Source organism: Streptococcus vicugnae (genome assembly GCF_016461705.1).
GTDB classification, from domain to species: domain Bacteria; phylum Bacillota; class Bacilli; order Lactobacillales; family Streptococcaceae; genus Streptococcus; species Streptococcus vicugnae.
In genome coordinates this window covers 35,235-49,227 of sequence record NZ_JAEMHW010000004.1, presented here as the reverse complement: position 1 = coordinate 49,227, position 13,993 = coordinate 35,235, and the positions used below count along the sequence as shown (strand labels likewise).

The 13,993-nt window shown below is 38.5% G+C and carries 16 protein-coding genes; 2 read left to right on the top strand and 14 right to left on the bottom strand.

The genetic code is table 11. The annotated features are described in order from the left end of the window. Nucleotides 1-2: 2 nt before the first annotated feature. Entirely contained in the window at nucleotides 3-503 is a 501-nt protein-coding gene (locus JG537_RS08025; RefSeq protein ID WP_199544803.1) for a YgjV family protein, read from the top strand. A 23-nt stretch (nucleotides 504-526) separates the two neighbouring features. Here JG537_RS08025 and JG537_RS08020 read toward each other — a convergent pair whose 3' ends face one another. Continuing rightward, nucleotides 527-1,372 carry a DegV family protein gene (locus JG537_RS08020; RefSeq protein ID WP_199544798.1) on the bottom strand — a complete coding sequence of 282 codons (846 nt, stop codon included), beginning with the start codon at nucleotides 1,370-1,372 and terminating at the stop codon, nucleotides 527-529. Nucleotides 1,373-1,504: 132 nt separating this feature from the next. Between JG537_RS08020 and JG537_RS08015 the strand changes: the two genes are divergently transcribed. Beyond that, nucleotides 1,505-2,062: a TetR/AcrR family transcriptional regulator gene (locus JG537_RS08015; RefSeq protein ID WP_199544796.1), complete on the top strand. Its 558-nt coding sequence runs from the start codon at nucleotides 1,505-1,507 to the stop codon at nucleotides 2,060-2,062. A gap of 54 nt (nucleotides 2,063-2,116) precedes the next feature. Here JG537_RS08015 and JG537_RS08010 read toward each other — a convergent pair whose 3' ends face one another. The 13 genes from JG537_RS08010 to rimP all read right to left on the bottom strand — a co-directional run bounded on the left by JG537_RS08010 (nucleotide 2,117) and on the right by rimP (nucleotide 13,891). Beyond that, entirely contained in the window at nucleotides 2,117-2,929 is an 813-nt protein-coding gene (locus tag JG537_RS08010; protein WP_199544794.1) for a Cof-type HAD-IIB family hydrolase, read from the bottom strand. Then, nucleotides 2,922-3,548: a trimeric intracellular cation channel family protein gene (locus tag JG537_RS08005; protein WP_199544792.1), complete on the bottom strand. Its 627-nt coding sequence runs from the start codon at nucleotides 3,546-3,548 to the stop codon at nucleotides 2,922-2,924. The genes JG537_RS08010 and JG537_RS08005 overlap by 8 nt, the downstream gene beginning before the upstream one ends. 90 nt (nucleotides 3,549-3,638) lie before the next feature. After that, nucleotides 3,639-3,845: a heavy-metal-associated domain-containing protein gene (locus tag JG537_RS08000; protein ID WP_133017836.1), complete on the bottom strand. Its 207-nt coding sequence runs from the start codon at nucleotides 3,843-3,845 to the stop codon at nucleotides 3,639-3,641. 20 nt (nucleotides 3,846-3,865) lie between these two features. Further along, the gene (locus JG537_RS07995) at nucleotides 3,866-6,103 is read right to left on the bottom strand and encodes a heavy metal translocating P-type ATPase (protein ID WP_132869154.1); all 2,238 of its coding nucleotides are present in this window, start codon (nucleotides 6,101-6,103) and stop codon (nucleotides 3,866-3,868) included. 37 nt (nucleotides 6,104-6,140) lie between these two features. After that, nucleotides 6,141-6,572, bottom strand: coding sequence for a CopY/TcrY family copper transport repressor (locus JG537_RS07990; RefSeq protein ID WP_132869155.1), 432 nt, complete (start codon nucleotides 6,570-6,572; stop codon nucleotides 6,141-6,143). Between the two features lie 182 nt (nucleotides 6,573-6,754). Further along, nucleotides 6,755-7,300: a nucleotidyltransferase family protein gene (locus JG537_RS07985; protein WP_132869156.1), complete on the bottom strand. Its 546-nt coding sequence runs from the start codon at nucleotides 7,298-7,300 to the stop codon at nucleotides 6,755-6,757. 11 nt (nucleotides 7,301-7,311) lie between these two features. Further along, nucleotides 7,312-7,860 carry an LOG family protein gene (locus JG537_RS07980; RefSeq protein ID WP_132869157.1) on the bottom strand — a complete coding sequence of 183 codons (549 nt, stop codon included), beginning with the start codon at nucleotides 7,858-7,860 and terminating at the stop codon, nucleotides 7,312-7,314. 92 nt (nucleotides 7,861-7,952) lie between these two features. Beyond that, nucleotides 7,953-8,303: a 30S ribosome-binding factor RbfA gene (gene rbfA, locus JG537_RS07975; RefSeq protein ID WP_009853447.1), complete on the bottom strand. Its 351-nt coding sequence runs from the start codon at nucleotides 8,301-8,303 to the stop codon at nucleotides 7,953-7,955. A gap of 478 nt (nucleotides 8,304-8,781) precedes the next feature. Beyond that, entirely contained in the window at nucleotides 8,782-11,505 is a 2,724-nt protein-coding gene (gene infB, locus JG537_RS07970) for a translation initiation factor IF-2 (protein WP_199544790.1), read from the bottom strand. Nucleotides 11,506-11,524: 19 nt separating this feature from the next. Beyond that, complete coding sequence (locus JG537_RS07965; protein WP_132869159.1) at nucleotides 11,525-11,827, bottom strand: YlxQ-related RNA-binding protein; 303 nt, start codon at nucleotides 11,825-11,827, stop codon at nucleotides 11,525-11,527. Then, complete coding sequence (gene rnpM, locus JG537_RS07960) at nucleotides 11,820-12,116, bottom strand: RNase P modulator RnpM (protein WP_074482634.1); 297 nt, start codon at nucleotides 12,114-12,116, stop codon at nucleotides 11,820-11,822. Before rnpM ends, JG537_RS07965 begins: the two co-directional genes overlap by 8 nt. 18 nt (nucleotides 12,117-12,134) lie before the next feature. Continuing rightward, complete coding sequence (gene nusA / locus JG537_RS07955; protein WP_074965471.1) at nucleotides 12,135-13,304, bottom strand: transcription termination factor NusA; 1,170 nt, start codon at nucleotides 13,302-13,304, stop codon at nucleotides 12,135-12,137. Between the two features lie 89 nt (nucleotides 13,305-13,393). Then, a complete protein-coding gene (gene rimP / locus JG537_RS07950) occupies nucleotides 13,394-13,891 on the bottom strand; it encodes a ribosome maturation factor RimP (protein ID WP_074482633.1) in 498 nt (165 codons plus the stop codon). Nucleotides 13,892-13,993 lie beyond the last annotated feature (102 nt).

The following is a 13,993-nucleotide window of genomic DNA, read 5'->3' as shown; positions in this document are numbered from 1 at the left end:
CGATGACAATCGGACTTATCTTTTCTGCGATTGGAGCAACTTGTTTAGCAACATCATCATTTGCTAAAACCAAAAAAAGTATGTTAACTTGGCAATTATCGGATTATTTCTTCACGATGATTGCTAATTTTTTACTTGGTGGCTACACTGGTGCGATTTCTATCAGCGTATCCATTATTCGTAACACACTTATGATTAAAAAATGGGATTCTATCTACACAACCATTATTTTGGTGATTATACAGGTTTCTGCTGGAACGTATTTCAATAATCTAGGATTAATTGGTTTGCTTCCCCTAATTTCATCTATGTCTTATACTATTATTTCTTTTGCTACTAATAAGGTGCAATGGCTTCGTTGGGTCACTGTTGAAAATATGTTGCTCTGGTCATTTTATGACTTTACTATCAAAGCTTATCCAGCATTATTTATGGATATTGTTATTACTATTACTACTTTAATTGCCATCATAAAATACAGTTCTTTTACTAAAAAAAACTAGGACATTGTCCTAGCTTTTTTAACTTACACTGTTTCGTACCCCAATAAGATACCACCATCTTCACCATAAAAACTGCAAAGACCTGATGCTGGTACAAAGGTAACATCAGCCTGAAGGTATTTTTCTTTGATTTTATCGCTCAATTGTTGACAAGCTTTTTCATTGTTAGCATGCGTAATAATCACTTTTCCGCCTTGGTAACCTTCTTTGAACATCTCATCAACTGTTGCTTGAACAGCTTTTTTCTGGCCACGTGCCTTGTGAAGAAGTTCCAATTTTCCTTCGTTACTTGCTTTACCAACCATGCGAATGTTCAAAAGTCCAACAACTTTTCCGACTAATTTGTTCAAGCGACCATTTTTAACAAGGTTATCCACACGTGCTAAAACAAACAATAATTTTGTCTTTTCTTGATAAGCTGTGATAGCTTCAACCACTTCATCAAAGCTTAATCCTTGCGCAATCAAGCGATTCAACTCAAGAACAATCAAATCGATTTCGCCACCTGCTGAAAGAGAATCAATCACGTGAACATTCACATTTGGGTGTTCCTCTAAGAGCATGTGTTTTGCAACTTGTGCACTATTGTGACTTCCTGAAAGATTACCTGTAATGGTAATAGCAATAACATTTTCAGCACCTTGGTAAGCTTGTAAAAAGGCATCTGGACTAGGACAGCTTGATTTTGATGAAACTGGACTTGCGTACATCGTTGTCATCATATCAGCAACATCTAATCCTTCATCATCCACAAAAACTTCTGAACCAATTTGAATCGTTAGTGGCACATTTTGAAATTCTGTGTGTTCTGCAAGCCCTTCAATACGGCGAAGGTCGCATCCAGAATCTGTAACGATTTTCCAAGTCATATCTATTTCCTCCAATCCATTTGAATTTAAAATTTATTTGACAAACAAAGTATTTTCACCTAAAATTATATCATTAATGCCTTTATCTTAGTATTAAAAACAATCAGATGTCACAAGTAAGAGGTTTTTGTCATGACGGAAAAGACAATTTCAAAAAAGTCCTTGCAAAATCTGCAAGTTTCTAATAAAGAATCTCGAAAACTCACTCGTGAGGCTTTAGAAACGGCACTTTTGCTCCTTCTTAAAAAGAAAACCTTGAGCCAAATTACTATCTCTGAACTCGTTGCTAAAGCAGGTGTCTCACGCAACGCATTCTATCGTAATTACAAATCTAAAGAAGCTATTTTAGAGTCTATTCTAACCCAAATCGTTCGTCGTATTTTTCGTGGTCTCAAAGAATTCGATTTGAAAAGTCAGCTCTCCCAAGCTTGGCTTTTCATATTGACCGAAGCTAAAAAAGAAGCGCAAGTTCTTTGCACGATTTTTGAGCAACACCTAGAAAAACTTTTGACGAGCATTGTCTCTAAACGTCTAAAAGCTTATCAAAGGTTCAAGAAAAAACACGATTCCCGCTACACCAATTCGTTCTGGAGCAACGCCATTATCTCAGTAATCTCTAACTGGGTAGCAGATGATATGCGTATCCCAGCAGAGGAAGTTGCCGCAATCGGTTTACCACTTTTCTTATAAGAAGATAAGACCGCCCAAGTTAAACTTGGGCGGTCTTTTTTATTTTCTTAGTTATTATTTTAAAACGTAGTCATAGATAGCTTGAGCAACACCCGCTTGGTCGTTAGTTGTTGTTTCATAGCGACAAATAGCTTTCACTTCATCTGTCGCATTTCCCATAGCGACACTGTGGTCTGCAAATTCTAGCATTTCTAAATCATTTGCTGCATCACCAAGTGCCATGACTTCAGATGGAGAAAAGCCAAGTTTTTCTGATAAAGCTTTTAAAGCAGTTGCTTTCGTGTAGCCTTTTGGCATAGCTTCAAAGATATATTGTTGACTACGAACCACACTAAATTCTTTTGCTAAAGCTTCTTCTTTAGCTTCTTGGAAAGGATCTAGTTGAGGGGCTCTCGCCATGTACATAGCTTGGAAAATTACTTCTGATGTTGCTTTCATTTCTTCTAGGCTAGCTGCGATTGCTGTATCAAAAACAAGCCCTGCATCATATTGAACTAATTCTGGGACTTCGTTTCCAACAGCATAATAATGTTTTTCACCTGTCAACGTTAAGCAAACATCTGGGTATTCTGAAATAGCATGATTAAGCTTATCTAATTCGTCATTTGACACTTGAGCATAACTAACCAATTCCCAATTTTTTGTATTGTAAATCGTACAACCATTGTTCATAATGATGTACTCTTCATCAGTCAGTCCTAATTTTTCAAAATAGGGAAGAATTCCTGATTTTGGACGTCCTGTACAAAGAACGATTTTAACACCAGCTTGTGCTGCTTTTTGGATTGCTTTAATATTTTCTTCAGGAATTTTTTTATCTGAATTTAGTAATGTTCCATCTAAATCGATTGCAATTAATTTAATCATTTTTAGAGACCTTCCGTTTAATTTTTGGCAAATGCCACTGACGCCAGTAGCCTATCATACGTAAGATTGTCAGAATTACAACTAATAAATAATAGCCAGGATCATTATGAACGATTTTAAAATAAATGGCTAGCGCTGCTAAAATTGCCCAACCAGCATATACTTCACTTCTAAGGACACTTGGTTTCCGACCTGCTAAAATATCTCGAACGATACCGCCACCGGCACCTGTTAAAACAGCTGCTACAATCACTGCACTTAAAGGTTGATGTAATTTAACAGCGTACATAGCCCCTTGAACACTAAAAGCTGCTAATCCGATAGCATCCGTTAAGACTTCAGCTTTTCTCCAACCTTTATGCGTAATGATATTTGGAAATATCATGATAAACAACATGGCCGCTAAAGCAAAATAAAAGCACTGACTTTGTGACCAGAGGGCACTGATAGGCAAACCAATTAAAAGGTTACGAATCGCCCCACCGCCAAAAGCAGTCACAAATCCTAGGATAAAAATCCCAAGAATGTCAAAATCTTCTTCCATTGCTACAATCGCTCCAGACAAAGCAAAAGCAATAGAACCAATGATACTCAATAAGTCCCATACATTCATCGTCATTTTGATTCCAAACTATATTTTTTTCTTACTAGACTAGTTTATCATTTTTGAACAAGTAAAAAAACAGAGCAAGCTCTGTTTTTCTAAATTTTACTTAATTTCTTTTCCGAGGCTAAATTTTGTTCCTTTAAGCGCACGTTTTAAAAAGAACTTAAATGGACGTCCTGTGATAGTGGCTTGTTTTTTCTCTAAATCAACATTAACTGCTTTCACGCCAGGAACAGCTGATAATTTTTCAGTCACTTTTGTGACACAACCTTGACATTTCATACCAGTAACTTCATATGTTTTTTCCATGTAAAACTCCTTTATAACCATTAATCTATTTTTATATATTTTAAGCGAAGTGCATTTAAAACAACAGAAACTGAACTAAATCCCATAGCAAGACCCGCTATCATCGGATTAAGTAACGGTCCTCCAAAGAGATATAAGACTCCCATAGCAATTGGAATCGCCAAGATATTATAAATGAAAGCCCAGAAAAGATTTTCTTTAACCACTTTAATAGTTAAACGACTGATGCTCAAAGCTTTAAGAACGTCCGAAATTTCCGGTTTCATCAGAATAATATCAGCTGACTCAATAGCAATATCCGTTCCAGTTCCTACTGCAATCCCGATATCTGAACTAGCCAGAGCCGGCGCATCATTAATGCCATCTCCAACCATAGCAACCATTTTCCCTTGACTTTGCAAATCCTTGATGGCTTGTGATTTTTGGTCTGGTAAAACTTCGCTAATAACGGTTTTAATACCTGCTTGATTAGCAATAGCTTGCGCAGTTTTGCTATTATCACCTGTCAACATGACAACCTCAATGCCTTGTTCTTGCAATTTAGCAACAGTCTCTTCGCTGTCTGCTTTTAACAAATCAGCAAGAGTAATCACACCCAAAAGTTGCTGATTAGCCGAAACGTAAATTGGGGTTTGCCCTTTTTGCGTCGCAGAAAGCACCGCTTCCTCGCTTTTACTTAGGTCAATGTGATGACTTTCCATCAACCTACGGTTACCAACTAAAATCATCTGACCATTAACGTTAGCTTGGAGTCCAAGCCCTGTTAATGAAGTAAAGTCCTCAACTTCTGTCAAAGTTACCTTAGCAGCTGCTGCTTTTTCCACAATTGCCTGACTAAGGGGATGTTCTGAATATTTTTCAATCGAAGCAACCTGACTAAGAAGGCTATTTTCATCACCTTGGTAAGCAAAGATATCAACGACTTGTGGTTTTCCTTGAGTGATTGTTCCTGTTTTGTCAAAAACAATAGTATCAACATGATGAGCATTTTCAAGAGTATCACCACGTTTATAAAGAATACCATTTTCAGCACCGCGCCCTGTACCAACCATGATAGCCGTTGGGGTAGCAAGCCCAAGTGCACAAGGACAGGCAATAACTAAAACAGCAATCGCTACTTGAAGAGCAAAGATAAAACTATGCCCCATGATAAAATACCAAAAGATAAATGTAATAAGAGCAACTCCTATGACAAATGGTACAAAGACCCCCGCGACTCTATCAGCAATTTTAGCAATAGGTGCTTTAGTTTGCTGAGCATCTTCTACCAACTTAACAATCTGTGCTAAGAGGGTTTCATCGCCAACTTTTTCAGCACGAATGGTCAGTGAACCTTGCCCGTTAATAGAAGCACCAAAGACCTTGTCGTCTACATTCTTTTCAACAGGAATGCTCTCACCAGTTAGCATGGATTCATCAATGGCTGAATGTCCTGAAACCACCATACCATCAACAGGAATTTTCTCACCTGGTTTAACCAAGATAAGGTCACCAACAAGTACTTGATCAATTGGAACAGTTTGTTCAATCCCGTCACGAATAACTGTTGCTTCTTTGACTGACAGCGTTAATAACTTTTGAATAGCATCTGAAGTACGTCCTTTTGAAAGAGTTTCAAAGTATTTTCCCAAAGTAATCAAAGTTAAAATCACCGCAACGGATTCAAAGTAAAGCATATGCGCGTGGTGCACATGTCCTAAGGCGATGTGGTAAGTGCTGTAAAGGCTGTATAAAAAGGCTGCACTTGTCGCTAAAGCAACCAAGGAATCCATATTGGGATGAGCTTTAGCTAAAGCACGAAAACCATTAACATAAAAGCGACGCCCAAAATACATGACGGGTAAAGTCAAAGCTAGCTGAACCAGCGCATAAGCCAACGGATGAACTGACAAGCTAACAATTTGTGGAACCCAGAGTCCCATCATACTTCCCATTGAAAGATAAAGCAAAGGAACAGCAAATAAAGCAGACCATAAAAATTTGTGCCACATGTTATGAGTGGCTTCACTTTGACGTTCTGATTGACTTTTAGCTGTTGTCGGGTCAAAGACACAAGCGCCATAACCAGCGTCAACCACCGCTTTTTCAATTTCTGCCTCACTGACTAAATCAGGATTATAACTCACAGTCATTTTCTCTGTTGTTAGATTGACAACAGCCGAATCGACATGATCTATTTTATTGACAGCATTTTCGACGGTTAAAGCACAGGCCGCACAGGTCATGCCATCAATGACAAAGACTTCTTCTTTTTCCATAAGATACCTTCCTATCAGAAATCTCACAAATCAACCGTTAAAGACCAAGATGTTCTTTACAACGACATTGTCCAGGAATACAATTACAAGGTACTTCATCCAAAGCTTCTTCTTTTTTGGCTAATAGCAGAGCTTGCAAATCAGCGATGTCAGTTAAGGTCATGGGAGTTTCTTTGAGTAGATGCTTAAGAATCATTGTGTGCTTACGCTGACAAAATTTATCAAATAAGTCATCAACCTGTTGGTTCATAGCATCTTGTTCAGTGAGAGTACTTGAATAAAGATAAGACTTACCAGACCTTGTTCTTACCAGATAACCTTTATCGACTAAGCGCTTTAAAAAAGTTTTAACCGTTGAAGCTGTCCAGTCATTTTTATTTCCTAAAATCTCAAGAATCTGCCCACTAGTTGCCTCTTCTTTAGTCCAAATCACTCGCATGATTTCCCACTCCGATTTTGAAATTGACATAGCATTCCTTTCTAAAAATCATTTGGTTTACATTTGTAAATTTATTATAATTCTATCGTCTACATTTGTCAACTTTCATTGATTAAAAAAGTCCGAAACAAAATGTTTCAGACTTCTTCAATACCCAAAGGCATTGAATCTATGAGTAATTTAAGAGACTTTACACTTCACATTCTAGTTCTTTACGCTAGAATTTGCAAGCGCGGCCATTTCTTTTGCCAATCTTTCTTTTTCAAGCGGTCATGATAAACTGTCATACGTTCTTTATCAGCTAAAAAATGTGGAGTGGGTTGGACGACAAAATTAACAATATCATCATCACCGTAAGGCAAAAATAATTCTAAATCACCATCTTTTAAACGTGCTGCTATAGCTGTACAGCGTTCTGGATATTTACTAATAGCATCTCTAGCATTTTGATAAGGAGCTGTGTGCGGACTGTGACCATGCATAAAGACCTGATTTTTGACTTCCCATTGATAGTTGGAATAACATAACTGAAGCTGATTTTGTAGCGCTAGCGTTTCTTCATAAGTAATCTCTGGATCATAAAATACGACATCAAGGTCGCTAGCATCTGATAGCCCAGGCTTTCCCGATAAAACATTCCAAATATAATTGCGTAACGTCCCCGCAGCCAACCATGCATCTTTTAAATCAAGTTGCTCTATAATCCTAAAAATCGCCATCAACTCATCATCTTGTGAAAAAAGCTCTCTGATATCCATCGACTTATCACCTACTTTTCTTTCCGATAGGCAACCATAAACGCTGATAATTCTTGTAAATCATTAACAAAAATAGCCTTATCACAATCAGATTGATTTAAAAATCCTGTCGCCACCATTTGATCAAAAAACTCTTTTAAAGGATTGTAGTAACCATTTATATTAAGAAAAATACAAGGCTTATGGTGAAGACCAATACGAGCCCATGAAAAAGCCTGAATAATTTCCTCTAATGTCCCAGGACCGCCTGGAAAAGCTAAGAAAACGTCGCCATTTTCCATTAAAAGTCGCTTACGCTCATCCATATCCGCTACCAGAGTCAGTTCTGTTAAATGAAGATGGGCTTTTTCACGCTTTTTAAAATCAAGCGGAATAATGCCATAAACCTCTCCGCCATCAGCTAAAACCGTATCTGCCAAAACGCCCATTAGACCATCTTTACTGCCACCATAGATTAATTGATGCTTCTGTTTGGCTAACCAATGACCTAATTCAATGATATTTTCCTTATAAATCGGGTCATTCCCAAAACTTGACCCCAAATAAACCGTAATTTTCATCTTCTCAATATTCCTCGCTAAACCACTTTCATTATATCACACTCAAAAAGGGCCGCCAATTGGCAGCCCACTTTTGAATATATGATTTTAAATTATTTTTTAGCTTCCAAATCACGAAGCATTTGATCAATTTTATTCCCGTATTCGATTGATTCATCTTTGATAAATGTCAAATCTGGAATTTTGTACATTGTCAAATTGCGACCTAATTCGCGTTTGATTGTTCCTTTAGCTTTTTCAAGACCAGTTTGTGCTTTTTGGTTATCTGAAGCAAGTTCAGAGTGAATAGTGTAATACACTTTAGCCATTGAAAGGTCTCCAAGCATTTGAACATCAGTAATAGTCACATCTTGAACACGTGGATCACGAACTTTTTTTTGCAAAATTTCATTTACTTCACGTTTGATTTCCATCCCAACACGATCGACACGATGATTAGCCATAATATTTTCCTTTCTAATGATTTTTGAAAAAAGCTAGGCTAAGCAAGCCTAGCTTTTATTTGTAATATGTAACGTTTAGGCAAGGCACTTTAAACTAAAGACAAAGTCTTTTTTGATACTTCCCTGAGGTGGTGTGGTCGGCAGCGACTTCCTTTCGGAATTTCATGCCTAAGTTTTGAGCCCAAAGTCTCAAAACTTCCCGGTGGCTGCTTTAAAAATGCTACAGCCACTTTCACCACAGCAGAAAGTATCCTTTTGTTGCGAGCGATGCTCGCAAATAATCTAAAATCTAATCGCAGTAATAATAACTTGAAAAGGCACCATAGTGCTTGCCGTACAAGTATTAGTGGTTTCAGCCACAATACTTGGCGCAGTAGTTGAGTGGATTCTAATACGCTGATAAATCAGCTTTTACAACCCTACTCAACCGTGCGGGGGTAAGACGACGAACCTGCTTTTTAGGGTTCTGTCTTACTCCCTAACGTTTAATTTCTTCCATAACGTAAGCTTCGATAACGTCATCAACTTTAATATCGTTGTAGTTTTCAATCATCAAACCACCTTCTTGGCCGTTTCCGATTTCTTTAACGTCATCTTTGAAGTGTTTAAGACTAGCAAGTTTACCGTCGAAGATAACAACACCGTCACGGATGACACGTGCGCTAGCATCACGAGTAATCTTACCACTTGTAACCATGAATCCACCGATTGTACCAACTTTAGATACTTTAAATGTTTCACGGATGACAGCTTCACCAATGATTTTTTCTCTGTATTCAGGGTCAAGCATACCTTTCATGGCATCTTCAACTTCTTCAATAACTTTATAGATAATTGAGTGAAGACGAATATCTACTTCATCAGTTTCAGCTTGTTGACGTGCTTGTGGTGTAGGACGTACGTTAAATCCAATGATGAAGGCGTTTGAAGCTTCTGCCAAAGTAACGTCTGATTCATTGATAGCACCTACAGCTGAGTGAACAACTGAGACTTTAACACCTTCAACATCAATCTTAAGAAGTGATGCAGCAAGGGCTTCAACAGAACCTTGTACGTCGGCTTTGATGATGACATTAACAGTCTTAACTTCACCAGCTTTAAGTGTGTCAAAGAGGTTTTCAAGACTAACACGTTGTGTAACTTGACGTTGTTTCATCAAAGCACGTTTAGCACGTTCTTCACCAGCTGCACGTGCAGCTTTTTCATCTTCATAAACAGCGAAGTGGTCACCAGCCATAGGAACTTCATTCAGACCAGTAATTGATACTGGTGTTGATGGTTCAGCTACTTTAACACGACGTCCAAGATCATTAACCATGGCACGTACACGACCGAATGTGTTACCTACAACGATTGGGTCTTGAACATGAAGGGTACCTTGTTGAACAAGAAGTGTTGCAATAGCACCTTTACCTTTATCAAGACGAGCTTCGATAACTGTACCGATAGCACGAACTGTTGGGTCAGCTTTCAATTCTTCCATTTCAGCAACAAGAAGAACTGTTTCTAGCAATTCATCAATATTTTTACCGAATTTGGCTGAAATTTCAACGAATTCACAATCACCACCCCAAGCAGTTGAGATGATTCCGTGTTCTGCCAATTCACCAATAACACGTTCTGGGTTAGCACCTGGTTTATCAATCTTGTTGATAGCAACGATGATTGGTACACCAGCGGCTTTAGAGTGGTTAATGGCTTCGACTGTTTGCGGCATAACACCATCATCTGCGGCAACAATCAAGATAGTGATATCTGTGATTGAAGCACCACGTGCACGCATAGATGTAAAGGCCGCGTGTCCTGGTGTATCAAGGAAAGTAATTTTCTTACCATTTTCAACAATTTGGTAAGCACCGATATGTTGAGTGATACCACCAGCTTCGCCTGTAGCGACACGTGAATTACGAAGAGTATCAAGAAGGGTTGTTTTACCGTGGTCAACGTGTCCCATGATTGTTACGACAGGAGCACGTTCAACCATTTTATCAGGGTTGAGGTAACCTTCATCTGCGAAGAAGCGTTCAATATCAGCTTCATCGACTTCGACTTTTTTATGTGCTTCAATACCGTAATCAACCATCAACAATTCGATTGTATCGCTGTCGAGGGATTGGTTTTGAGTTGCCATAACACCCATCATGAAGAGTTTTTTGACGATTTCAGCTGGTTCGCGTTTAATACGTTTTGCGATTTCAGCGACTGTCATGCCTTCAGTGTATTCAAATTCTTTAGGTAATTCGTGGAACTTACGCTCAGTTACAGGTTTTGGAGCGTTGTTACGATTGTTATGTTTACCTTTTTTGTTTTTCTTGTTATTATTCCAGTTACTATTTCTTTGATTTCTCACTTGGTTTTGATTATTCCAGTTTTTTCTATTCTTGCGTGGTCCATCTTCATTATCACGTTCATAATCACGTGATTTTTCAGGACGTACTTGTTTCTTACGACGTTTATCAACAGCTGGCGCTGCTTGTTCTGCAACTACATGTTGAGGTGCAGGCGCTGCAGGTTTTGCTGCTTTTGCTTTATGCTCTTCAGCCTTAGCTTTAGCATCCACACGAGCTTTATGTTCTTGCTCTTTTGCTGCCTTTGCTTTACGCTTAGCTGATTCTTTTTCGTGAATGCGATTTTCGCTTTGACGAGAGTACTCAGCATTTTGTTCTGCTTTCAATGCAGCTGCACGTGCCTTGAAATCGATACGTGGCTTAGCTGATTGATTGCGATCATTTCGTTGATCTCTCTGGTGATTATCACGCTGCTGATCTCTTCGATTATGATTTTGAGAATTGCGATCGCGTTGCTTGCGATTATTTTGGGCATTCTCTTGTCTGTCACGATTTGAACGAGTGTCGCGTCCTTGATTGTTATTGCGCTTTTTATCGCCGCCTTTAGCCCGTTTTTCAGCTTCAGCCTTAGCACGCGCTTCACGTTCTGCCTTGAAATTACGGCTTTGAGGTTTTGCAGGAGCTGCCTTAGGAGCTTCCACAACTGTTTTCTCAGCTACTTTTTCTACTTTAGCTTTTGCTGCAGCAGGTTTAGCATTGCCCGAGAATTTTGCCGCAATTCGTTTGGCATCAGATTCTTCAACGCTAGAAGAATGGCTCTTCACATCAAGTCCTAATTCTTGAGCATACTCAACAACCTCTTTGCTTGACTTGCCCAGTTCTTTAGCGATTTCATATAATCTTTTCTTTGACAATTGATGTCCTCCTATTCTGTTAGTTCATAAGAGTCCTCATTTTCTTTGAAAATCCAGCGTCTGCTATGGCAACCACTTTACGTGGTTTACCAAGCGCAGCACTTAATTCCAGTGTGTTAAACACTGTGGAGACTTCTACTTTGTAATAATGACTTTTATCAGTTGTTTTCTTTGTCAAATTGTCACCAGCATCATTTGCTAGAAAAACAAGTTTAGCTTTTCCAGTCTGGATAGCCTTAATGACCAATTCTTCTCCAGAAATTACTTTTCCTGCACGCTGTGCTAGTCCAATTAAATTTGACAATCTTTGGTGGTTATTCAAGACCTAACTCTCTTCTTTTGACTTTGTGATCTACGTAAGCAATCAATTCATCATAAAACGATTCAGGAACTTCCATTGAAAAGCTACGGTTAAAGACGCGTTTTTCTTTGGCTTGAAGCGCTTCTGCGTTATCAAGTTTAATATAAGCTCCACGGCCATTTTTCTTACCAGTTGGATCGATAAAAATCTCTCCTTCTTTGTTTTTGACGATGCGAAGTAAATCACGTTTATCAATCACTTCACCTGAAACAACTGATTTTCTTAAAGGTATTTTACGTGTTTTAGCCATGAAACACCTCTATCTTTCTTATTCTGCGTCGTTTGCTACAACTTCTGTATCAGCAGATTCAACAACTTCCTCAGCTGGTGCTTCTTGTGCTTCACGTTCAGCTTCAAGGGCTTCATATTCTGAAGCAGATTTAATGTCGATACGGTAGCCAGTCAAATGAGCAGCCAAACGAACGTTTTGTCCACGACGACCGATAGCAAGTGACAATTTGTTGTCAGGAACAACAACTGTAGCACGTTTACTGTCTTCTTCGTCGAAAAGAACCATGTCTACTTCAGCTGGTGCAATAGCGTTATAGATGAATTCTGCTGGATCTTCAACCCATTGGATAACATCAATGTTTTCTTCAACAGGAACTTCAACACCAGCTTTAGCATCATAACGTTTTGGATGGAATTTACTGATAACTTTTTTAATGTTGCTTCCACCACGACCAACGATTGTACCGATAGCGTCAACATTTGGATTGTGGCTACGAACAGCAACTTTTGTACGATCTCCAGCCTCACGTGAAACACTCATGATTTCAACAGTTCCGTCAAATACTTCAGGAATTTCTTGTTCCATAATACGTTTGATGAATTGAGGGTGGCTACGACTTACAAAGACGTTAACACCTTTTGGATTGTTTTCAACTTTGTAGACGTAAACTTCGATACGGTCATGTGATTTCCATGTTTCACCAGGAATTTGATCTTGGTGTGACAATTGAGCTTCAAGTGAACCAAGGTTAACATAGATGAAACGTTGGTCAAAGCGTTCAACTGTACCAGTCATGATTTCGCCTTCGTGTTGTTTGTACTCATTGTAAGTCACTTCACGGATTTGACGACGCATTTTTTCCATGATTGTTTGTTTAGCTGACTGAGCAGCAACACGACCAAATTCAGCAACAGATTCTTCAAAACGAATTTTGTCACCTAGTTCGTAAGCTGAACTAATTTTTAATGCATCTGACAAACTGATTTCTAGACGACTATCAAAAACTTCTTCAACAACTTCACGAACAGTGTAGACTTTAAAGTCTCCTTTTTTGTCGTCGAATTCAATAACACATGATTCAGATTGACCATAACGACGTTTATATGCTGATTTCAAAGATTCTTTGACAGCGTCGATGATATCGTCTTTGTTAATGTGTTTTTCTTCTTCCAAAATACGGAAGGCTTCTAGCATTTCTTTGCTCATTTTTTTCATTGCTCTACTGGATAAGTAGAGCGTAATCCTTTCGTTTATATCTAAGTAAAATCAGATTGTAGTTTGTTAATGTGGTTTGACTACAATTTCACTGCCAAACGCGCTTTTGCAACTGTCGAATATGGAATTTCAACGGTTTTCTTGCGTGTTTTGTCCAAATAATCAATTGTCAATGTGTCACCATCAAAAGCAACAAGGTCTCCTTGGAATACCTTAATTTTATCGATAGCTTTGTAAAGACTCACATTGACATAAGAACCTACAGCCTTTTCAAGGGCTTCTTTAGTCTTCAACGGACGCTCTAAACCAGGGCTAGACACTTCCAACATGTATTGTTCAGGAAATGGATCTGGTTTGATGCCATCAAGTAGAGGACTGATAATTTCTGTTAATTCAGCTGTATCATCTACTGTAATTCCTTCAGGTTTATCAATCAAGATACTAAGGACATAATCGCTGCCCATTTTTTCGTACTCAACATCAACCAATTCGAACGGATCTTTAATAGCAGGTGCAACAGCTTCAGTAACCAATTCAATGATTGTATTTGCGTTTGCGATAAGAATCCCCTCCTTCATCTATCAAAATTAAAATAGAAAGTTCATCACATTGGCTAGCTTATAAGCAGACCAACGATATTAGTAGAATGCTTAACACCAAAATGATATTAAGCACACACA